The organism is Mitsuaria sp. RG (assembly GCF_028369275.1).
Taxonomy (GTDB): domain Bacteria; phylum Pseudomonadota; class Gammaproteobacteria; order Pseudomonadales; family Pseudomonadaceae; genus Aquipseudomonas; species Aquipseudomonas peradeniyensis.
Genome location: NZ_JAQMYQ010000001.1, coordinates 288,559 through 309,757 on the forward strand (window position 1 = coordinate 288,559; position 21,199 = coordinate 309,757).

Below are 21,199 nucleotides of genomic sequence, written 5' to 3' on the forward strand. Positions count from 1 at the left end.
TGATACCAATCAGCCCTCATCCGCTTCCCTGAGTTACAATGCGCGCCACCGTGATTCTGCCCAACAGGTGCGCCATGCAGCCCTTCGCTATTGCCCCCTCCATTCTGTCCGCCGATTTCGCCCGCCTGGGCGAGGACGTCGACAAGGTCCTGGCCGCCGGGGCCGACATCGTCCACTTCGATGTCATGGACAACCACTACGTGCCCAACCTGACCATCGGCCCGATGGTCTGCAGCGCCCTGCGCAAGTACGGCGTGACCGCGCCGATCGACGTGCACCTGATGGTCAGCCCGGTCGACCGCATCATCGGCGACTTCATCGAGGCCGGCGCCACCTACATCACCTTCCACCCGGAAGCCTCCCAGCACATCGACCGCTCGCTGCAACTGATCCGCGACGGCGGCTGCAAGGCCGGCCTGGTGTTCAACCCGGCCACCGGCCTGGATGCGCTGAAGTACGTGATGGACAAGGTCGACATGGTCCTGCTGATGAGCGTCAACCCAGGCTTCGGCGGGCAGAAGTTCATCCCCGGCACCCTCGACAAGCTGCGCGAAGCCCGCGCGCTGATCGACGCCAGTGGCCGTGACATCCGCCTGGAGATCGACGGCGGCGTCAACGTAGGCAATATCCGCGAGATCACCGCCGCCGGCGCTGACACCTTCGTGGCCGGCTCGGCGATCTTCAACGCCCCGGACTACAAGGAAGTCATCGACAAGATGCGTGCCGAAATGGCGCTGGCACGCGCATGAGCGGTTTCGAGCAGCTGTTCCCGGGGACACTGCCCAGGCTGGTGATGTTCGATCTGGATGGCACCCTGATCGATTCGGTACCCGACCTGGCCGCAGCTGTCGACCGCACGCTGCTCGAACTCGGGCGACCGCCCGCAGGCCTGGAGGCCGTGCGCCACTGGGTCGGCAACGGTGCCCAGGTGCTGGTGCGCCGGGCCCTGGCCGGCGATATCGATCACACCGCGGTGGACGACGAGCTGGCCGAACGCGCGCTGGCGCTGTTCATGGAAGCCTATGCCGACAACCATGAACTCACCGTGGTCTACCCCGGTGTACGCGATACCCTGCGCTGGCTGCGCAAGCAGGGCGTGGAGATGGCGCTGATCACCAACAAGCCCGAACGCTTCGTCGCCCCCTTGCTCGACCAGATGAAGATCGGCCGCTATTTCCGCTGGATCATCGGCGGTGACACCCTGCCACAGAAGAAACCCGACCCGGCGGCGCTGTTGTTCGTCATGAAAATGGCCGGCGTCAGTGCCGAACAATCGTTGTTCGTCGGCGATTCGCGCAGCGACGTGCTGGCCGCCAAGGCCGCCGGCGTCAAGTGCGTTGGCCTGAGCTACGGCTACAACCATGGCCGGCCGATCGGCGACGAGTCACCCAGCCTGGTCATCGACGACCTGCGCCTGCTGTTGCCCGGTTGCTTAGTCACCGACACTGGGATAACGTTGGCGGACCTTCAAGCCCCGCAAAGCAGAGACAACAACGTGGTGGTTACCGGCAAATTCTGGATGAAAGTCATCAAGGCCCTGGCCCGCTGGCGCTGGCGCGCCTGACTCCTGCCCACCGGCGCCTGCCGGTATATCCATTTGCCCGCCCCCATTGCTGCTTGCCCCGAGGCTACACATGACCCGCGAAGAATTCCTGCGCCTGGCCGCTGCCGGCTACAACCGTATTCCCCTGGCCTGCGAAACCCTGGCCGACTTCGACACGCCGCTGTCGATCTACCTGAAGCTGGCCGACCAGCCCAACTCCTACCTGCTCGAGTCCGTGCAGGGCGGCGAAAAATGGGGCCGCTATTCGATGATCGGCCTGCCGTCGCGCACCGTGCTGCGTGTGCACGGCTACCACGTCAGCATCCTGCAGGATGGCGTCGAGGTGGAAAGCCACGACGTCGAGGATCCGCTGGCCTTCGTCGAGACGTTCAAGGACCGCTACAAGGTCGCCGACATTCCCGGCTTGCCGCGTTTCAACGGCGGCCTGGTGGGCTATTTCGGCTATGACTGCGTGCGTTACGTGGAAAAACGCCTGGGCGCCAGCCCCAATCCGGATCCGCTGGGGGTGCCGGATATCCTGCTGATGGTCTCCGATGCCGTGGTGGTGTTCGACAACCTGGCGGGCAAGATGCACGCCATCGTGCTGGTCGACCCGGCCGAGGCGCAGGCCTTCGAGCAAGGCCAGGCTCGCCTGCAGGGGCTTCTGGACACCCTGCGCCAGCCGATCACTCCGCGTCGTGGCCTGGACCTGAGCGGGCCGATGGCCGCCGAGCCGGCATTCCGCTCCAGCTACACACAAGCCGACTACGAAAACGCCGTGGGCCGCATCAAGGAATACATCCTGGCCGGTGACTGCATGCAGGTGGTGCCGTCCCAGCGCATGTCCATCGACTTCAAGGCCGCGCCCATCGACCTGTACCGGGCGCTGCGCTGCTTCAACCCGACGCCGTACATGTACTTCTTCAATTTCGGCGACTTCCATGTGGTCGGCAGTTCGCCGGAAGTGCTGGTGCGGGTCGAGGACAACCTGGTCACCGTGCGCCCGATCGCCGGTACCCGCCCACGCGGGACCACCGAAGAAGCCGACCGGGCGCTGGAAGACGACCTGCTGTCGGACGACAAGGAAATCGCCGAGCACCTGATGCTCATCGACCTGGGCCGCAATGACGTGGGCCGGGTGTCGGCCACCGGCAGCGTGCGCCTGACCGAGAAAATGGTGATCGAGCGGTACTCGAACGTCATGCATATCGTGTCCAACGTCACCGGCCAACTGCGTGACGGGCTGACGGCCATGGACGCGCTGCGGGCGATCCTGCCGGCCGGCACCCTCTCCGGTGCGCCGAAGATCCGTGCCATGGAGATCATCGACGAGCTGGAGCCGGTCAAGCGCGGTGTCTACGGCGGCGCGGTGGGCTACTTTGCCTGGAACGGCAACATGGACACCGCCATCGCCATCCGCACCGCGGTGATCAAGGACGGCGAACTGCATGTGCAGGCCGGTGGCGGCATCGTCGCCGACTCGGTGCCGGCGCTGGAGTGGGAAGAGACCATCAACAAGCGCCGGGCGATGTTCCGTGCGGTGGCGCTGGCCGAGCAGACCTCCGTCAAGTAGATCGATTGGGGCTGCTTTGCAGCCCATTCGCGGCTAAAGCCGCTCCCACAGATTGGCGTAGTACCTGTAGGAGCGGCTTTAGCCGCGAATGGGCCGCAGAGCGGCCCCAAAGAGCTAGAAGTCGACGCTGACCCCCAGGCTCACCCCTTGCTGGGTCAACTCATCACTCTTGCGCCAGTTATAGTTCCCCCGCAGGTTCACCCCCGGCACCAGTTCATGGCTCAGCCCCAGGCTGGCGCGGGTCAGGTTGCTGTGCGGCGTATACCCGGTCAGGGTGAAGTCGTTCGCCGGCAGGCTGGTCAGGTGCAGGCGCAGGTCCTGCTGATCGTCCTCGAACTCGTGCTCGCGGGCCACCTCGGCAAACAGCCTGGTCGTCGGCAAGAGCTGCACGCTCCCTAGCAGGCCGGCCCCCAGCCGGCGCGATGTGCGCTCCTGATCGTCGAAGCCGAGCGCCGTGGAGCGGCCGCTTTTCTCGTCATACCCATCGACCTTGACCCGCGCATAGTCGGCGCTGATGAACGGTGCCAGTTGCCAGCGGCTGCTCTCGGCCGCCAGGTTGTAGCCCACCCGGCCGGTGACGGCCCAGGCTTCGCCATTGGAATCGCCTTTCTCGCTGCGGTCATTCACCCCCAAGGCGAAGGTGCGTTTGAGGTCGCGATAGTCCAGGTGCCCGGCGGTCAGCGCCGCGTCGGCCCACCAGCGATCCTGGCGGAACTGGGCGAAGGCACTGGCAAGGTAGCTGTCGAGCTTGTAGTCGGAATCCTCCTGGCCGGCCTCGAGCTTTTGCCGGTACACGCCCGCTGCCAGCCCCACGCGCCAGGCGTCATCCAGCCGATAGCTGCCGCCGAGGGTCAGGTTGTAGCCCCGGCCATCACCGCTGGCAGCGCTGCGTTGGCTGCCGAAATCCAGGTCCTGAGCGCCGGTGGCGACGAAGGCTTGCCACTGTCCGACCGCTTGCCAAGGTGTTTGCCACTGGTTGCGCAACTCGTCCTGGTGGGCGCGGATACTAGCGTGGGCAATTTCGGGCAGAAGTGTCAGCTCCCAGGGGGCGACGAGGATCGAATAGCCGTAGTCGGCGATCAGTTGCTGGCCCGCGATGGTCGGGTGCACGGAGTCGTTGAACAACAGCTTGGTCGGGTCGGGCGTCGTGCCGTTGGCGCCGTAGACCGGATTACCCACGCAGTTGCTGCCGCTGTAGCAGGTACCGACCAGGTTCTGGTCGGTGGCCAAGCCGAACTGCGCAGGGCTGGCCAGGGCTTCCTGGAGCAGCACCGGTATGTTCAGGGGAATGATCTCGGCATCGATGCCGGCGAGTTGGCTGACCAGCGCTTGGTTGAACACGCCGGACAGTTGCGACAGCGGGCCCTGCTGGGGTGTGCCGCTGAAGCTTGGCGTCTGGCCCAGGTCGGGTAGTAACCACACCATGATGTAACGCGCACCTGCCTGTTGAAGTGCCTGGGCACTGGCAGCCAGGCGGGCACCAGATGCGGCGGCGGTGGCAGGGCTGGTGACCAGCCCTTGAAGGAAGTCGTTACCGCCACCTGTCAGGTAGTACAAGGCATTTGGATCGGCGCCCAGGCCGCTGGCCAGGTAGCCGGGGCGTTGGCGCAGCACCGTGCCGGCGCCCGGCTGCCCTGGTGGGATGACCGCTTTCGAGGTGGTGATGATCGAGTCGAGGATCTGCTGCGTGGTGTAGCCGCCCACCGCCCAGTTGTTGCCGTCCGGGGTGCCTTGCAGCTGGTTGGTCAGCGATGTCGAGGGCCCCAGGCTGGTTCCGGAAAAGCCCAGCCTGCCACCCAGGATCATCGGCGACACCGGCGCGTAGTTGCCGTTGGCGTCGCGATTGGTAAAGCGCATGCCTGCCGTGCCACCGGTCAGGTCAGGAAACTGCCCGGCGTCGCTCAGGCTGTCGCCGAAGACGACCAAGGCACTATAGGGGGAGGGCGCCGCGATGGCTTGGCTGCAGGCGAACACGAGGGTAGCCAGGGAAGTGCGCAGGAAGGGAGCCTTGACCATGCATGGATATCCTTTTCATTGTTTTTATCGGGGCAAGCCGGATGACCTTAGCAAATTCCCGGTCTTTGCCTACCGTTGCGTTCGTTTCCCCGTGTTTATGGGCATATTGCACCCGCCGCCCCGGTAGGTTACTGTCCCGGAACGTATGAACGAGACCTACCCTGTGTTGATCGTCAGCAAACTCTTGATGCGCGTTATCAAGGCCGTCGCCCGTTGGCGTTGGCGCGCCTGACTTTTTCTCCTGCCGGTTCGCCCGGCCCGTCCCCGTTTGCCTTCCCCACTTGTTCCGTCAACCGCCCCGTGCGGGATCGGCCGCATTCATGAGCGGCAGCGGAAGGCTCGAATCAAAAGTCAGTATTCAAGAGGTTCGTTGCAGATGTTACTGATGATCGACAACTACGACTCCTTCACCTACAACGTCGTGCAGTACCTTGGCGAGCTGGGTGCCGAGGTCAAGGTCATTCGCAATGACGAAATGACCATCGCCCAGATCGAAGCCCTGAACCCCGAGCGCATCGTCGTCTCCCCGGGCCCGTGCACGCCGAGCGAAGCCGGGGTCTCCATCGAGGCCATCCTGCACTTCGCCGGCAAGCTGCCGATCCTGGGCGTCTGCCTGGGCCACCAGTCCATCGGCCAGGCCTTCGGCGGCGACGTGGTGCGCGCCCGCCAGGTGATGCACGGCAAGACCAGCCCGGTGCTGCACCGTGACCTGGGCGTGTTCGCCGGCCTGAACAACCCGCTCACCGTGACCCGCTACCACTCGCTGGTGGTCAAGCGCGAAACCCTGCCCGACTGCCTGGAGGTGACCGCCTGGACCGCCCACGCAGACGGCTCCGTCGACGAAATCATGGGCCTGCGTCATAAAACCCTGAACGTCGAAGGGGTACAGTTCCACCCCGAATCCATCCTCACCGAGCAGGGCCACGAGCTGTTCGCCAATTTCCTCAAGCAGACCGGCGGACGCCGTTAAGGACCGATCATGGATATCAAGACCGCTTTGAGCCGTATCGTCGGCCACCTGGATTTGTCCACCGAGGAAATGCGCGACGTCATGCGCCAGATCATGACCGGCCAGTGCAGCGAGGCGCAGATCGGCGCCTTCCTCATGGGCATGCGCATGAAGAGCGAAAGCATCGACGAGATCGTCGGCGCGGTGTCGGTGATGCGTGAGCTGGCCGACAAGGTCGAGCTGAAGACCCTCGACGGCGTGGTCGACATCGTCGGCACCGGCGGTGATGGCGCCAACATCTTCAACGTGTCGACTGCTTCGGCCTTTGTGCTGGCTGCAGCTGGTTGCACCGTGGCCAAGCATGGCAACCGTGCGGTTTCCGGCAAGAGCGGCAGCGCCGATCTGCTGGAAGCCGCCGGTATCTACCTGAACCTGACCCCGGTCCAGGTCGCCCGCTGCATCGATAGCCTCGGCATCGGTTTCATGTTCGCCCAGACCCATCACAGTGCCATGAAGCACGCCGCCGGCCCGCGTCGCGACCTGGGCCTGCGCACCCTGTTCAACATGCTCGGCCCGCTTACGAATCCGGCCGGTGTGAAACACCAGGTGGTCGGGGTCTTCACCCAGGCCCTGTGCCGCCCGTTGGCCGAGGTGCTACAGCGCCTGGGCAGCAAGCATGTGCTGGTGGTGCACTCGAAGGACGGTCTGGACGAGTTCAGCCTGGCCGCGCCGACCTTCGTCGCCGAACTGAAGAATGACCAGATCACCGAGTACTGGGTCGAGCCGGAAGACCTCGGCATGAAGAGCCAGAGCCTGCATGGCCTGGCGGTCGAGGGGCCGCAGGCATCGCTGGAGCTGATCCGTGACGCCCTGGGCCGGCGCAAGACCGAGAACGGCCAGAAGGCCGCCGAGATGATCGTGCTCAACGCTGGCGCGGCGCTGTATGCCGCCGACCACGCGATGACCCTGGCCCAGGGTGTCGAGCTGGCCCACGATGTGCTGCACACCGGGCTGGCCTGGGAGAAACTGCAGGAGCTGGGCGCCTTTACCGCGGTATTCAAGGTGGAGAACGAAGCATGAGCGTACCGACGGTGCTGGAAAGGATCATCGCCCGCAAATTCCAGGAAGTGGCCGAGCGCAGCGCGCGGGTCAGCCTGGCTGAACTCGAGCGCCTGGCCAAGGCGGCCGATGCGCCCCGTGGCTTTGCCAGGGCATTGATCGAGCAGGCTGCGCGCAAGCAGCCTGCGGTGATCGCCGAAATCAAGAAGGCCTCGCCAAGCAAGGGCGTGATCCGCGAAAACTTCGTACCGGCGGAGATTGCCGTCAGCTACGAGAAAGGCGGGGCGACCTGCCTGTCGGTGCTGACCGACGTGGACTACTTCCAGGGTGCCGACGTCTACCTGCAGCAGGCGCGCGCCGCCGTTTCGCTGCCGGTGATCCGCAAGGACTTCATGGTCGATCCGTACCAGATCGTCGAAGCCCGTGCGCTGGGCGCCGACTGCGTGCTGCTGATCGTATCGGCGCTGGACGACGTGAAGATGGCCGAGCTGGCCGCCACCGCCAAGGACGTCGGCCTCGACGTGCTGGTCGAAGTGCATGACGGCGATGAGCTGGAGCGTGCGTTGAAGACCCTCGACACCCCGTTGGTCGGGGTCAACAACCGCAACCTGCATACCTTCGAAGTCAGCCTGGAGACCACCCTCGACCTGCTGCCACGCATCCCCCGCGATCGCCTGGCCATCACCGAGAGCGGCATCCTCAACCGTGCCGATGTCGAGCTGATGGAAATCAACGAGGTGTATTCGTTCCTGGTCGGCGAGGCGTTCATGCGCGCCGAGCAGCCAGGGTTGGAGCTGCAGCGGCTGTTCTTCCCCGAACAGGTGAAGAAGACCGTTCAGCAACTGGACTGATTTAAACGAAGCCGGCGTTACGCCGGCTTTTTTGTAGGCCTGCCCCGGCCCTTTCGCGGGTAAACCCGCTCCCACAGGATTTCTGTCGCTCTCAAGGAGTGTGCAGCACCTGTGGGAGCGGGTTTACCCGCGAAGAGGCCATGGAATCCAACATCAATGGTGGATCAATGACCGATCAACCCCTTGCCCTCACCGTCGAACAAGGCCTGCACGCCGAACAGGACCTGCTGGCCACCGTCTGCCGCGGCGAGCGCGAATCCGGCGTGCTGTTCTGGCGCCCGACCGACCATGCCCTGGTCATGCCCCGGCGCATGAGCCGCCTGGACAACTTCGAGGCCGCCTGCGCCGAGCTGGCCATCGCCGGCTGGCCGGTGCTGCTGCGCGAAACCGGTGGCGAGCCCGTGCCGCAATCCCATGCGACGGTCAACGTGGCACTGGTCTATGTGGCACCGCGCAGCGAGGGTGACCACGGCCGCATTGAGAATGCCTACGAGCGTCTGTGCCTGCCGCTGTGCGATGTCCTGCGCGAATGGGGCGGTGTCGCCTCGGTGGGGGAGATCGACGGCGCCTTCTGCGATGGCCGCTACAACGTCAACCTCAATGGCCGCAAGCTGGTCGGCACGGCCCAGCGCTGGCGCCAGGGGATGGGGGGCAAGCGCCCGGTGGTGTTGGTGCATGGCGCGCTGTTGCTGGACAACGAACGCGAATCGATGGTCGCGGCGGTCAACCGCTTCAATGAATGCTGCGAGCTGGACCAGCGCTGCCGCGCCGACAGCCATATCGCCCTGCACGAGGTGGCGCCTACCGCCCCTTGGTACGAGCGCTTGAGCCAGGCCTATGAGCAAGTGTTGGCGGAGCTGCCACAGGATTAACGGGTGCCGTAGACCACCATGGTCTTGCCCTTGACCTGCACCAGGCTGCGCTCCTCGAGGTCCTTGAGGACGCGGCCGACCATCTCCCGTGAACAACCGACGATACGACCGATCTCCTGGCGGGTGATCTTGATCTGCATGCCGTCGGGGTGGGTCATGGCGTCGGGTTGCTTGCACAGGTCGAGCAGGCAGCGGGCAACTCGGCCGGTGACATCGAAAAACGCCAGGTCGCCGACCTTGCGGGTGGTGTTGCGCAGGCGCTGGGCCATCTGGCTGCCCAGGGCATAGAGGATTTCCGGCTCCAGGCGTACCAGCTCACGGAATTTGTCGTAGCCGATCTCGGCCACTTCGCACTCGGTCTTGGCACGCACCCAGGCGCTGCGTTGATGTTCCTGGCCTGCCGGCTCGAACAGCCCCAGCTCACCGAAGAAATCGCCACTGTTGAGGTAGGCGATGATCATCTCGTGGCCGTCGTCGTCCTCGATCAGGATGGTCACCGAGCCCTTGATGATGAACGACAAGGTCTCGGCCCGGTCGCCGGCACAGATGATGTTGCTTTTGGCGGCATAGCGACGGCGTTGGCAGTGGGCCAGCAGCTTGTCGATGTTCTTGATCTTGGGTGGCAGGGCTGAGGAGACCATCACGAAATCCTGTTCGATGCGACGCATTGGCTTTTTATAGGGGCTGCCTGGCAGCATGCGCCAGTCATTTGGCGCCAGCTTATCAGACACTTCAACTTGAATCGGCACAAAAGCGACGCGGCTTGAGCTTTTCCGACAGCCTCGCAAGGTCTAAGCTGACACCCTTTTACGAGATCGGGAGTCCGGATAGATGAAGGCACGCATCCAGTGGGCCGGTGAAGCGATGTTCCTCGGCGAGTCGGGGAGCGGCCATGTCGTGGTCATGGACGGTCCGCCTGAAGCCGGGGGCCGCAACCTGGGCGTGCGCCCGATGGAGATGCTCCTGCTTGGCCTCGGTGGCTGCAGCAGCTTCGACGTGGTCAGCATTCTCAAGAAGTCGCGCCAGGCCGTGGAAAGCTGCGAGGCCTTCCTGGAAGCCGAACGCGCCAATGAGGACCCCAAGGTGTTCACCAAGATCCACCTCAACTTCGTGGTCAAGGGCCGCGGCTTGAAGGAGGCGCAGGTCAAGCGTGCGGTGGAGCTGTCGGCGGAGAAGTACTGCTCGGCCTCGATCATGCTGGATCGCGCTGGCGTCGAGATCACGCACGGTTACGAAATCGTCGAACTTGGTTGATGTGCAGGAGCGCCTGCTCTTCAGGCGCTCTGTCTGCGCAACTGCTCGATACCCAGCAGCAGTGCGAGCCCTGGGATGAGGGCAAGCAACAACCAATGCGTGTTCATGCCCAGCAGCATGACAAGCTCCAGGCCGCTCCAGGTACTGCCGTAGCTTTCGGCAAAGTTCAGGCATTGCAATTGCGCGACCATGATCGCCAGCAGCACATAAGTGTGGATGAGCGTTCGACGATTGCGGATAAAACAGCCGAACAGCAGAAACAGCAATAGCCCGGGTACGGCGAAGAGCAGCAGTTCCAACGCACTGTTGCTGTCGGGCTCGACGAGATCTGGCAGTTCCAGGCTGAATCCGGTTTGCCTGAGACCGGCGGTCATCAGGCAAACAAAGAGATAGGCAACCAGTATCAGCCCAAGGCCTTGCAGCAGGCGGGCGGTGAGCATGCGAACGCTCAACGCCGCAATGCCGGTAGCAGTTGCAAGAGGCTGGCAGGTATTTTTGCCCGCAGGTGCGCACTCAATGTTTCACGTCGCTTCTGATAGAGCACGCCCAGGCCGATGACCGCGAGGCCGATCAGGGTCAGCACTACCGGGAACAGCAGGGAGTCGGCGAAGACCTCGTAGGAAAGGTGACCCAGGTAAGCCGCCACACCCATTGCGCCGAACACCATGAACACCGGCCTGCGCAACAGCACGGCCAGGCTCATCAACCCCAGGTTGATCAGGCAGTACAGGAACTTGCCCCATTCACTCCCGCTGTCCAATAGCGTCAGCCCGCCCCAGAATGCCGCCAGCCCGGCCAGGTAGCCCCAGAAGGCATAGTCCCGCGCTGTGCGCCCGTCCACCACGAGAAATACCAGCAGCATGCCAAGGCCAAACCACAGCGACACGGTGCGGCGTTGCTCCCAGTCGAAGACATCGCCATGCAACCATTCGGTGAGGTCCATCGACATGAACCACAAAGCCACGGCAATCGGCATGACGATGAAGGGGAAGGGCACCAGGCGCAGCATCAGCAGGCCGGCCAGCACGGTTGCCGCTTCCATGGCCAGCCAACCACCCTGCACATAGGTGTAGTACTGGTGGTAATCGCCCTGGGCATCCTCCAGTGGCCACCAGCCGACCAACCGCTCAACGGCGAACACCGCCAGTGGAACGATACTGACTGCCACCGCTGCCAGTACTCCCGCAGCAACAGGTTGGCCACGGCGTTGCAGTGACAGGGCAAACAAGGTGATCGCGGCAATATAGAGCAGGGCGATCGTCAGTAGCGCTGAGTCGCCGATGCGCATCCAGGCTTCCGTGAGCAGCCAGCCCATGGCGCCCATGATCAGCAGGGCTCCGAAGTAGAACGCAACGTGAGCCAGCTGGAAGCTGCCGGAGGCCTGCGGTTGCTGGCGCAGGAAGTCCACCAGTGCACGGTCCTGGCCGGGCTGCAGCACCCCGGCGCTCACGGCGCGTGCCAGGTCCCTGGCGTCGAAGCGTGCCATGGCGAGTGCCTCAGATCCGGTAGGTGCTCTTGGTCATGACCTTGGCCAGCAGGCTCATGCCAAAGCGCACGGGGGCCGGAAAACGGTACCCGCCGGCTTCCAGCGCGGATTCGGCGTGGTGCTCCTCGTCGACACGCATCTGCTCGAGGATGGCGCGGGACTTGCCGTCGTTCTCGGGGATCTGCTCCAGGTGTTCGTCCAGGTGCTTGCACACCTGATGCTCGGTGGCGGCGACGAAGCCCAGGCTGACCTTGTCGCTGACCAGCCCGGCGAGGGCGCCGATGCCGAACGACAGGCCGTAGAACACCGGGTTGAGCACGCTGGGGTGGCTGTTGAGCTGGCGAATGCGCTGCTCGCACCAGGCCAGGTGGTCGATTTCTTCTTCCGCCGCATGCTCCATGGCCTTGCGCACCTGGGGCAGCTTGGCGGTCAGGGCCTGGCCCTGGTACAGCGCCTGGGCGCAGACTTCGCCGGTGTGGTTGATGCGCATCAGGCCGGCGATATGGCGGGTCTGCTGCTCGTCGAGTTCGGCGTCCGGCTGGATGATTGCCGGGGATGGGCGGGCGGGTTGGCCGCTGAAGGGCAGCAAGGTGCGCATGGCGGTATCGGCCTGCAGCAACAAGCGGTCGAGCGGCGAGTAGTGACGTTCGGTAGCCATCGGGCACCTCCGCTGAAGTGATGCCCGACAGTCTACCTCAATACCCCTGGGCAGGCTTGCCTTGGATCAGCCCGGCGGCCAGTGCATCTGGCGCTGGCCAAGCACGTGCATGTGGATGTGGTAGACGGTCTGGCCGCCCTGCTCGTTGCAGTTCATCACCACGCGGAAGCCCTCTTCGCAGCCGAGTTCCCGGGCCAGGCGCTGGGCGGTGAACAGGATGTGGCCGGCCAGGCCTTTGTCCTCTTCGGTCAGGTCGTTGAGGGTGCGGATGTGTTTCTTCGGGATGACCAGGAAATGGACCGGGGCCTGGGGGGCGATATCGTGGAAGGCCAGGACCTGGTCGTCTTCGTAGATGATCTTCGCCGGGATCTCCCGGTTGATGATTCTGAGGAATAAATCGTCCACAGCACGTGCTCCATGGTGAGTGTCGGGGCTGAGTGTACTGAGCCCGCCGCCGCTCGCCCAGTGGCTATTCCATGCCGATCGGGCAATAGCGGCGATGGATCATCCCGGCCAGCTTGCGTGTCAGCCAGCGCGGCAGCAGGCGCGGGGCGAAGGCCAGCCAGCGGTTGCGCCGGCCGGGCAGGATCAGCGCGCGGTTGCGGTCCAGGGCGCGGACGGTGTACAGGGCGATTTCCTCGGGGCTCAGGCAGCGGCTGTTGCCATCGAGCCGGGGGATGCGGCGCCTGGCCGAGCGCACTGGCCCCGGGCACAGCACCGAGACCTTGATCCCGGTCCGTCGCAGTTCCTCGCGCAGGGCCTCGGAGAAACTCAGCACATAGGCCTTGCTCGCCGCGTAGGCAGCCATCCACGGGCCTGGTGCGACGCCGGCCAGCCCCGCGACGTTGAGGATCTGCCCGCCGCCCTGGATCGCCATCAGATTGCCAATGGCGTGGCACAGGCGGCTCAGGGCGAGGATATTGACCTCGAGCAGGTCCTGCTCATCGGCCCATTCATGGGCCAGGAACGGCCCATAGGTGCGCTGCCCCGCGCAATTCACCAGCAGGTCGATGCGCCGCTCGCCTTCCTCCAGCTCGAGGACGAAGCCAGACAGGCGTAGAGGCTGGCTGAGGTCGCAGGCACGGAACAGCACTTCCACGCCAAAGCGTTGGGTGAGCTCGATGGCCACCGGCTCCAGCGTCTCGCGCTGGCGCGCCACCAGGATCAGGTTGCGCCCGCGCCGTGCCAGGGCTTCCGCCAGGGCCAGGCCCAGGCCGCTGGAAGCTCCGGTGATCATGGCGTAACGGGTCATGCAAGGCTCCTGGGGCGAAAGGGGCGCCTAGTTTACAGCGTGGCCGAATTGCTACAAGGCGTTGCCGTGCAGCTGCTGGCTACGCTCCAGGGCTGTCCGGTATTCGTTGTGCAAGCGCCCGATCAGTTCGCCGGCCGTGGGCAGGTCATGGATCTCACCGACCCCCTGGCCGGCCGACCAGACGGTCTTCCAGGCCTTGGCCTCTTCATCCAGGGGTTTGAGCTTGCCGGCTTCATGGCCACTCTTCAGTGCCGCCAGGTCGTAGCCGGCCTGCTCCAGGCTCTGGCGCAGGAAACTGGCGGGGATGCCGGACACCGCCGGGGTATGCACGATATCGGCGGCCCCGGCGCCCAGGATCATCTGCTTGTAGGCGTCCTGGGCCTGGCTCTCGCGGGTAGCGATGAAGCGGGTGCCCATGTAGCCGAGGTCGGCCCCCAGCAATTGCGCGGCCAGCAGTTCATGGCCATGGTTCAGGCAACCGGCCAGCAGCAGGGTCTTGTCGAAGAACTGGCGGATCTCCGCGACCAGGGCGAACGGGCTCCAGGTCCCGGCATGCCCGCCGGCGCCGGCGGCCACGGCGATCAGCCCGTCGACGCCGGCCTCAGCGGCCTTCTCGGCGTGGCGACGGGTGGTCACGTCATGGAACACCAGGCCACCATAGCCGTGCACCGCATCGACCACCTCCTTCACCGCGCCGAGGCTGGTGATGACGATGGGCACCCGATGCTCGACGCACAGTGTCAGGTCGGCCTGCAGGCGCGGATTGGTCGGGTGCACGATCAGGTTGACCGCATAGGGCGCGGGCGCCTGCAGCTCGGCCAGTCCGGCCTCGATCTCCTCCAGCCAGGCCTTGAACCCTGCGCTGTCACGCTGGTTCAGGGCCGGGAAGCTGCCCACCACGCCATTGGCGCAGCAGGCGAGCACCAGCCGGGGATTGGAGATCAGGAACATCGGCGCCGCCACCAGGGGCAGGCGCAGGCGTTGTTCGAGCGAGGCGGGCAGGGACATGGCGAAACTCCTGTAGGCGGGTGGATATCGTCAGAACGGTTTGACCACCACGAGAATTACGACGCCCAGCAGCATCAGCACCGGTGCCTCGTTGAACCAGCGGTAGTACACATGGCTGCGGGTGTTGGTGCCGGCGGCGAAGCGTTTGCGCTGGGCGCCGCACATGTGATGGTAGACGGTGAGCAGGGCCACCAGGGTGAGCTTGGCGTGCAGCCAGCCCTGGCTCAGCCAGCCGGGGTTCAGGTACAGCATCCAGCCGCCGAACACATAGGTGGCGATCATCGCCGGGTTCATGATGCCCCGGTACAGCTTGCGCTCCATGGTGGTGAAGCGCTCGAGGCTGATGCTGTCCTGGCTCTGGGCGTGATAGACGAACAGGCGTGGCAGGTAGAACAGGCCGGCGAACCAGCAGACCACGCTGACGATATGCAGCGCCTTGATCCATAGATAGAGCATGGGGAGTTCCTTCAGGTTTTCACGGTCGTCAGATAGTAGAGGCCAAGGGCCCGAAGGGTCATCCCAAGAGTTGTTACAGGCGCCCTTGGCCCCTATTATCGTGCGTTTTCCAGTGGTCTCGTTGATAAGGGGCAAGCGTCATGATCAAGGTCGGTATCGTCGGCGGCACGGGTTACACCGGTGTCGAACTGCTGCGTCTGTTGGCGCAGCACCCACAGGCCGAAGTGGCGGTCATCACTTCGCGCTCCGAAGCGGGCGTGGCGGTTGCCGACATGTACCCGAACCTGCGCGGCCATTACGATGGCCTGGCGTTCAGCGTGCCGGACAGCAAGACCCTGGCGGCCTGCGACGTGGTGTTCTTCGCCACGCCCCACGGCGTTGCCCACGCCCTGGCGGGTGAGCTGCTGGCGGCCGGCACCAAGGTCATCGACCTGTCCGCCGACTTCCGCCTGCAGGACGCCGCCGAATGGGGCAAGTGGTACGGCCAGCCCCATGGTGCGCCCGAGCTGCTCAAGGACGCCGTCTACGGCTTGCCCGAGGTGAACCGCGAGAAGATCCGCCAGGCGCGCCTGATTGCCGTGCCGGGTTGCTACCCGACCGCCACCCAGCTGGGCTTGCTGCCACTGCTGGAAGCCGGCCTGGCCGACCCGTCGCGACTGATCGCCGACTGCAAGTCGGGCGTCAGCGGTGCCGGCCGCGGCGCTGCGGTAGGTTCGCTGTTCTGCGAGGCCGGTGAAAGCATGAAGGCCTACGCGGTCAAGGGCCACCGTCACCTGCCGGAGATCAGCCAGGGCCTGCGCCAGGCGGCGGGCAAGGACATCGGCCTGACTTTCGTGCCGCACCTGACCCCGATGATCCGTGGCATCCATGCCACCCTGTACGCGACGGTCGCCGATACCTCGGTCGACCTGCAGGCGTTGTTCGAGAAACGCTACGCCAACGAACCGTTCGTCGACGTCATGCCGGCCGGCAGCCACCCGGAAACCCGCAGCGTGCGCGGTGCCAACGTCTGCCGCATCGCCGTGCACCGGCCTCAGGGCGGTGACCTGGTGGTGGTGCTGTCGGTGATCGACAACCTGGTCAAGGGCGCGTCGGGCCAGGCGGTGCAGAACCTCAACATCCTGTTCGGTCTCGACGAGCGCATGGGCTTGTCCCACGCCGGGCTGCTGCCGTAAGCCGGCCGTCGTTGCCAAGGCCCGCCTCGTGCGGGCCTTTTTCATGGGGGCGACTAAAGCCGCACAATTCTTGACCGATTTTCTCGGACAAGCGGATAATACCCGCCATCGAGTTTTATGGCGGCACTGCGCCGGGAGAATCAACATGAGCGTCGAAACCTTCACCCCCACGGCTTTGGAGTTCACTCCCGGGGCTGCGCACAAGGTGAAAACCCTGGTCAGCGAAGAGGGCAACGAGCGGCTGAAGCTGCGTGTGTTCGTGACCGGCGGCGGCTGCTCGGGCTTCCAGTATGGTTTCACCTTTGATGAAGACGTGGCCGACGACGACACCATCGTCGAGCGCGAAGGTGTTGCGCTGGTCGTCGACCCGATGAGCTACCAGTACCTGGCGGGCGCCGAAGTCGACTACCAGGAAGGCCTGGAAGGTTCGCGCTTCGTGATCAAGAACCCGAACGCCACCACTACCTGCGGTTGCGGTTCGTCGTTCTCGATCTGATCCGCGCCCCGCTGTGAAAACGCCGCGCAATTGCGCGGCGTTTTGCATTCTGGGGGGTCAGGCGGGGTAGATCGCGCCGAGGATGCGCAGGCCGCGGGCGGCGGTCACGCTGGGGCGGTTGGCCGGGATGCCCTCCAGGCAGCAATGGGCCAGCCAGGCGAAGGCCATGGCCTCAACCCAGTCGGGGTCCACGCCATGTGCCGCGGTGCTGGCGACCTTGGCGCTCGGCAGCAGGGCCGCCAGGCGCGCCATTAATGCGCCGTTGCGCGCACCTCCACCACAGACCAGCAAGGCCTCGGTGCCGTCCTGGGCCTGGCGCAGCGAGTCGATGATGCTGCTCGCCGTCAGTTCCAGCAGGGTGGCCTGGACATCTTCGTCACGGTACGCCGGCAGGCGCCCCAGATGCGCGTCCAGCCAGGGCAGGTTGAATACCTCGCGGCCGGTGCTCTTCGGGCCGTTGCCGGCGAAGAACGGGTCGCTCAGCAAAGCGTTCAGCAGGTCCTGGCGGACGCTGCCGCTGGTCGCCCAGGCGCCATTGGCATCGAAGGCCTGGCCCCGCTTGCGTTCGATCCATGCGTCCAGCAGCACGTTACCCGGGCCGCAGTCGAAGCCGTGTACCGGTTGGTCGCGCTCGATCAGGCTCAGGTTGCTGAAGCCCCCGACGTTGAGGATTGCCAGGCGCTGGCCGAGGTGACCGAACAACGATTCGTGGAATGCCGGTACCAAGGGCGCACCCTGGCCGCCAGCTGCCACGTCGCGGCGGCGAAAATCGCCTACTACGCAAATACCGGTGAGCTCGGCCAGCAGGGCCGGGTTGCCGATCTGCACGGTAAAGCCACGGGCCGGCTCATGGCGAACCGTCTGGCCGTGGCTGCCGATGGCGCGGATGGCGTCGGGCGCCAGGCCCTGGGTGGTCAGCAGGTGATTGATGCCCTGTGCTGCCAGGGTGGCCCAGCGGTTTTCCGCCAGGGCCGCACGGGCGATCTCGTCGGGGCCGCTGGCGCAGAGGCCGAGCAGGTCCTGGCGCAGGTCGACGGGCATGGGGATGTAATGGGTGGCGAGCAGCCGTAGCTGCTCGTCTTGCTCGATCAGGGCGATGTCCAGGCCGTCGAGGCTGGTGCCGGACATCACCCCCAGGTAGAGCGCCATGTCAGCGCTTGTTGGCGGCGAGCAGGGTGGCCTTTTCCTGATCCATGCGGGCGATCAGGGGCTGGCTCTGCTGGTTGAAACGCTGGCGCTCGGCCTTGGCGATCGGGTCGGCCATCGGCACCTTCTGGCTCAGCGGGTCGACGTGCACGCCGTTGACCTGGAACTCGTAGTGCAGGTGCGGGCCGGTCGACAAACCGGTGGTGCCGATATAGCCGATGATCTGCCCCTGCTTGACGCTGGAACCGGTCTTGATGCCCTTGGCGAAGCCCTGCATATGGCCGTAGAGCGTCTTGTACGAATTGCCATGGGCGATGATCACGGTGTTGCCGTAGCCGCCGCGGCGGCCAGCCAGCTCGATGCGACCGTCGCCGGCGGCCTTGATCGGCGTGCCGCGTGGCGCGGCGTAGTCGACGCCCTTGTGCGCACGGATCTTGTTGAGGATCGGGTGCTTGCGCCCGGCCGAGAAGCGCGAGCTGATGCGGGCGAAGTCCACCGGGGTGCGGATGAACGCCTTGCGCAGGCTGTTGCCGTCGGCGGTGTAGTAGTTGGTGTTGCCCTGCTTGTTGGTGTAGCGCACGGCGGTGTAGGTCTTGCCGCGGTTGGTGAAGCGGGCGGACAGGATGTTGCCGGTGCCGACCACCTTGCCGTCCATCATCTTCTGCTCGTAGACCACGTCGAATTCGTCGCCAGGGCGGATGTCCTGGGCGAAGTCGATGTCGTAGCCGAGGATCCGCGCCATGTCCATGGTCATGCTGTGGGACAGGCCGGCGCGCTGGGCGGAGGCGGACAGCGAGCTCTTGATCACGCCATGGGCGTAGGCGGTACGGACCACCGGCTTGCTGACCTCGCGTTCGAAGGCGAAGCCCTTGTCGGTCCTGTTCAGGCGGATGGTCTCGAGGTTGCTGACCTTGCTGTGCAGGCTGGTCAGCTGGCCGTCCTTGTCCAGTTCGAACTGCAGCACCTGGCCGTGCTTGAGCTGGCTGAACTGCTTGGCCTGCTTGTTGCTCGCCAGGACGTCATGGACGGCGTTGGCCGGCAGGCCGACCTTGTTGAACAGGGTGGAAAGCGTATCGCCGCGGCTGACCACTACTTCACGGTGGCCTGGGGCCTTCTCTTCCGGCTTGGCGGCGGGGGCCGGCGCCGGTTCCGCCTTGGCGGTCTCGGGCTCGGCGCCGTCGATCTGGGCGAATGGCGAGTCGCTGCTTTGCCCGGCCTCTACCAGGGGGGCGCTGCGGGACTCGTCCTTGAGCTGTTCTGCCGGGCTTTCGAGCTCCAGGCTGAGGGTGGTTTTCTTGGCTTCCACTTCGCTGGAAGGGAAGACCAGCAAGGCCAGGCTGAGGAGGGCGGCAATGCCGCTTGCGGCCAACAGATGGCTTTTCGGATAAAGCGGGGGCGCTTTAGGCGTTTCGTTGGTCATAGATAAGGTGACTTTGAAAAGGTGAAATGGAAAAGATGAATGACATGATGAAGATGAAATAACTGTATAAAATATAACCAAATCCATTCTCACGCAAGGGCGCGTAGACGTTGCGGTGCGCCGTTCGGGTCACAATCCTTTGCGAAACTTGTATTTGATGGCCGATCTTGTATGGTTGGCTCCCCTTGAATCCTAGCGTTGCGGGTCTGTCTATGAAGTCGGTTGAAGAGCAGCTGGCGCTTATCAAGCGCGGTGCGGAAGAGGTACTGGTCGAATCGGAACTGGTGGAGAAGCTCAAGCGTGGCCAACCGCTGCGCATCAAGGCGGGCTTCGATCCAACCGCGCCCGACCTGCATCTGGGGCACACGGTGCTGATCAACAAGCTGCGCCAGTTCCAGGAGCTGGGGCATCAGGTCATCTTCCTGATCGGCGACTTCACCGGCATGATCGGCGACCCGAGCGGCAAGAGCGCCACCCGCCCACCGCTGACCCGCGAGCAGGTGCTGGACAACGCCGAGACCTACAAGCAGCAGGTGTTCAAGATCCTCGACCCGGCGAAGACCGAGGTGGCGTTCAACTCCACCTGGATGGACAAGCTCACGCCTGCCGATTTCATTCGCCTGGCCTCGCAGTACACCGTGGCGCGCATGCTCGAGCGCGACGACTTCGACAAGCGCTACACCACCAACCAGCCGATCGCGATCCATGAGTTCCTCTATCCGCTGGTGCAGGGTTACGACTCCGTCGCCTTGAAGGCCGATGTCGAGCTGGGCGGCACCGACCAGAAGTTCAACCTGCTGATGGGGCGCGAGTTGCAGCGCGCCTACGGTCAAGAGGCGCAGAACATCGTCACCATGCCGCTGCTCGAAGGGCTGGATGGCGTGAAGAAGATGTCCAAGTCGTTGGGCAATTATGTCGGTATCCAGGAAGCGCCTGGGGTGATGTACAGCAAGCTTGTGTCGATTCCCGACACCTTGATGTGGCGTTACTTCGAGCTGCTGAGCTTCCGTTCGATGGAAGAGATCGATCAGTTCCGGGCGGATGTCGAGAGCGGCGTCAACCCGCGCGACATCAAGATCAAGCTGGCCGAGGAGATCGTGGCTCGCTTCCATGGTGAAGAGGCTGCGGCCAATGCGCACCGTGCCGCGGGCAACCGCATGAAGGAAGGCGAGTTGCCGGAGGATCTGCCGGAGATCGAAGTGGCCGCTGCTGAAGATCTGCCGATCGCTGCTGTGTTGAACCGGGCTGGCCTGGTGAAGAACTCGGCGCAGGCGCGAGATCTGCTCGGCGCCGGTGCGGTCAAGGTGGATGGTGTGGTGGTCTACCGTGACTTCATGTTTGTGGTTGGTGCGACCCATGTGTGCCAGGCGGGCAAGAAGGCGTTTGCCCGGGTCAGCCTCAAGGCGGAGTGATCGCCTGGTGGTGTAGCTATATAGAAGCGGGGAGGCCGGTAGGTCTCCCCGCTTTTGTTTTTGGGGGTTGCTTATATAGGTGTCGGGGCTGGAGGGTGCCTGTCTTGGGGTTGGGGTGTGTGCGAGGTGTTTGCCTTGGGGTTGCGTTGTGTTCCAGAGGTGTTCGCCGTGGGATTGTGTTGTGTTCCAGAAGTGTTCACCGAGGGTTCTATGGCGCCTATGAGATCGAGCGCCGCCCGCGCGGCGCATCGCGGGGCAAGCCCGCTCCCACATTTGTTTCGGGCCAATCGCTCCTGGGCCATTACCTGGTCCGCCTTGTTGGTACGACGCGTTTCCAGCGTGGTCACCACTGCCGCTGCGCACGACTTGAGGCATGCACCAAGGCAGGCGCCGATACTTTCACAGGCATAATTGGCCCGAAACAGATGTAGGAGCGGCCTTGTGCCGCGATGCGCCGCGCGGGCGGTGCTCGATCTGATAGGCGCTGCAAGGCTTTCGGCGAGCACCTGGCAGCCCTGACGCGGTCTTTTCCCCCGATATTTCAATTTGATGAAATTAACGGTTGACGCCCTC

The 21,199-nt window shown here is 64.4% G+C and carries 22 protein-coding genes; 11 read left to right on the forward strand and 11 right to left on the reverse strand.

Translation table 11 applies throughout. The annotated features are described in order from the left end of the window. The first annotated feature begins 74 nt into the window (after positions 1–74). From rpe to trpE, 3 genes are all read left to right on the forward strand, one after another. Complete coding sequence (gene rpe / locus POF53_RS01340) at positions 75–749, forward strand: ribulose-phosphate 3-epimerase (protein ID WP_203649945.1); 675 nt, start codon at positions 75–77, stop codon at positions 747–749. Further along, the gene (locus POF53_RS01345; RefSeq protein ID WP_203649947.1) at positions 746–1,564 is read left to right on the forward strand and encodes a phosphoglycolate phosphatase; all 819 of its coding nucleotides are present in this window, start codon (positions 746–748) and stop codon (positions 1,562–1,564) included. Before rpe ends, POF53_RS01345 begins: the two co-directional genes overlap by 4 nt. A gap of 70 nt (positions 1,565–1,634) precedes the next feature. Next, on the forward strand, positions 1,635–3,116 hold the full coding sequence (gene trpE / locus POF53_RS01350) for an anthranilate synthase component I (RefSeq protein WP_232855086.1): 1,482 nt from the start codon (positions 1,635–1,637) through the stop codon (positions 3,114–3,116). A gap of 114 nt (positions 3,117–3,230) precedes the next feature. Here trpE and estP read toward each other — a convergent pair whose 3' ends face one another. Next, positions 3,231–5,132 (reverse strand): esterase EstP, encoded by a 1,902-nt coding sequence (gene estP, locus POF53_RS01355; RefSeq protein ID WP_498966024.1) that lies wholly within the window; start codon positions 5,130–5,132, stop codon positions 3,231–3,233. A 376-nt stretch (positions 5,133–5,508) separates the two neighbouring features. On the opposite strand from estP, the gene POF53_RS01360 reads away from it, so the two are divergent. The 4 genes from POF53_RS01360 to POF53_RS01375 all read left to right on the forward strand — a co-directional run bounded on the left by POF53_RS01360 (position 5,509) and on the right by POF53_RS01375 (position 8,863). Further along, positions 5,509–6,102: an aminodeoxychorismate/anthranilate synthase component II gene (locus POF53_RS01360; protein WP_110734621.1), complete on the forward strand. Its 594-nt coding sequence runs from the start codon at positions 5,509–5,511 to the stop codon at positions 6,100–6,102. A gap of 9 nt (positions 6,103–6,111) precedes the next feature. Next, a complete protein-coding gene (trpD, locus tag POF53_RS01365; RefSeq protein WP_186731674.1) occupies positions 6,112–7,161 on the forward strand; it encodes an anthranilate phosphoribosyltransferase in 1,050 nt (349 codons plus the stop codon). Next, positions 7,158–7,991 carry an indole-3-glycerol phosphate synthase TrpC gene (trpC, locus tag POF53_RS01370; RefSeq protein WP_234561381.1) on the forward strand — a complete coding sequence of 278 codons (834 nt, stop codon included), beginning with the start codon at positions 7,158–7,160 and terminating at the stop codon, positions 7,989–7,991. Before trpD ends, trpC begins: the two co-directional genes overlap by 4 nt. A gap of 167 nt (positions 7,992–8,158) precedes the next feature. Then, positions 8,159–8,863 carry a lipoate--protein ligase family protein gene (locus POF53_RS01375; protein WP_498966027.1) on the forward strand — a complete coding sequence of 235 codons (705 nt, stop codon included), beginning with the start codon at positions 8,159–8,161 and terminating at the stop codon, positions 8,861–8,863. On the opposite strand, the gene crp is transcribed toward POF53_RS01375, so the two are convergent. Beyond that, entirely contained in the window at positions 8,860–9,504 is a 645-nt protein-coding gene (gene crp / locus POF53_RS01380) for a cAMP-activated global transcriptional regulator CRP (RefSeq protein WP_050703538.1), read from the reverse strand. The genes POF53_RS01375 and crp overlap by 4 nt on opposite strands. 190 nt (positions 9,505–9,694) lie before the next feature. Between crp and POF53_RS01385 the strand changes: the two genes are divergently transcribed. Beyond that, positions 9,695–10,117 carry an OsmC family protein gene (locus POF53_RS01385; protein WP_110734630.1) on the forward strand — a complete coding sequence of 141 codons (423 nt, stop codon included), beginning with the start codon at positions 9,695–9,697 and terminating at the stop codon, positions 10,115–10,117. A gap of 20 nt (positions 10,118–10,137) precedes the next feature. On the opposite strand, the gene POF53_RS01390 is transcribed toward POF53_RS01385, so the two are convergent. From POF53_RS01390 to hemJ, 7 genes are all read right to left on the reverse strand, one after another. Next, on the reverse strand, positions 10,138–10,557 hold the full coding sequence (locus POF53_RS01390) for a hypothetical protein (protein WP_232855091.1): 420 nt from the start codon (positions 10,555–10,557) through the stop codon (positions 10,138–10,140). Positions 10,558–10,565: 8 nt separating this feature from the next. Then, on the reverse strand, positions 10,566–11,603 hold the full coding sequence (locus POF53_RS01395; RefSeq protein ID WP_232855092.1) for a DUF2157 domain-containing protein: 1,038 nt from the start codon (positions 11,601–11,603) through the stop codon (positions 10,566–10,568). A gap of 10 nt (positions 11,604–11,613) precedes the next feature. Beyond that, entirely contained in the window at positions 11,614–12,261 is a 648-nt protein-coding gene (coq7, locus tag POF53_RS01400; protein WP_110734634.1) for a 2-polyprenyl-3-methyl-6-methoxy-1,4-benzoquinone monooxygenase, read from the reverse strand. Between the two features lie 66 nt (positions 12,262–12,327). Then, positions 12,328–12,666 carry a histidine triad nucleotide-binding protein gene (locus tag POF53_RS01405; RefSeq protein WP_110734636.1) on the reverse strand — a complete coding sequence of 113 codons (339 nt, stop codon included), beginning with the start codon at positions 12,664–12,666 and terminating at the stop codon, positions 12,328–12,330. A 64-nt stretch (positions 12,667–12,730) separates the two neighbouring features. Next, on the reverse strand, positions 12,731–13,513 hold the full coding sequence (locus POF53_RS01410) for an SDR family NAD(P)-dependent oxidoreductase (protein ID WP_110734638.1): 783 nt from the start codon (positions 13,511–13,513) through the stop codon (positions 12,731–12,733). A gap of 51 nt (positions 13,514–13,564) precedes the next feature. Further along, positions 13,565–14,521, reverse strand: a complete 957-nt coding sequence (locus tag POF53_RS01415) for an NAD(P)H-dependent flavin oxidoreductase (RefSeq protein WP_232855093.1) — start codon at positions 14,519–14,521, stop codon at positions 13,565–13,567. 30 nt (positions 14,522–14,551) lie between these two features. Beyond that, entirely contained in the window at positions 14,552–14,977 is a 426-nt protein-coding gene (gene hemJ / locus POF53_RS01420; protein ID WP_050703542.1) for a protoporphyrinogen oxidase HemJ, read from the reverse strand. 140 nt (positions 14,978–15,117) lie between these two features. Here hemJ and argC point away from each other — a divergent pair, with 140 nt between their 5' ends. After that, positions 15,118–16,152, forward strand: coding sequence for an N-acetyl-gamma-glutamyl-phosphate reductase (argC, locus tag POF53_RS01425; protein WP_186731668.1), 1,035 nt, complete (start codon positions 15,118–15,120; stop codon positions 16,150–16,152). Positions 16,153–16,297: 145 nt separating this feature from the next. Then, positions 16,298–16,648, forward strand: a complete 351-nt coding sequence (gene erpA / locus POF53_RS01430) for an iron-sulfur cluster insertion protein ErpA (protein ID WP_050703544.1) — start codon at positions 16,298–16,300, stop codon at positions 16,646–16,648. Positions 16,649–16,705: 57 nt separating this feature from the next. Here the strand turns inward: erpA and POF53_RS01435 are convergent, their stop codons facing one another. Beyond that, a complete protein-coding gene (locus POF53_RS01435; RefSeq protein WP_498966033.1) occupies positions 16,706–17,797 on the reverse strand; it encodes an anhydro-N-acetylmuramic acid kinase in 1,092 nt (363 codons plus the stop codon). Position 17,798: 1 nt separating this feature from the next. Continuing rightward, positions 17,799–19,163 (reverse strand): peptidoglycan DD-metalloendopeptidase family protein, encoded by a 1,365-nt coding sequence (locus tag POF53_RS01440; protein ID WP_498966035.1) that lies wholly within the window; start codon positions 19,161–19,163, stop codon positions 17,799–17,801. Between the two features lie 263 nt (positions 19,164–19,426). Here POF53_RS01440 and tyrS point away from each other — a divergent pair, with 263 nt between their 5' ends. Continuing rightward, entirely contained in the window at positions 19,427–20,626 is a 1,200-nt protein-coding gene (gene tyrS, locus POF53_RS01445) for a tyrosine--tRNA ligase (RefSeq protein WP_498966037.1), read from the forward strand. The last annotated feature ends 573 nt before the right edge of the window (positions 20,627–21,199 follow it).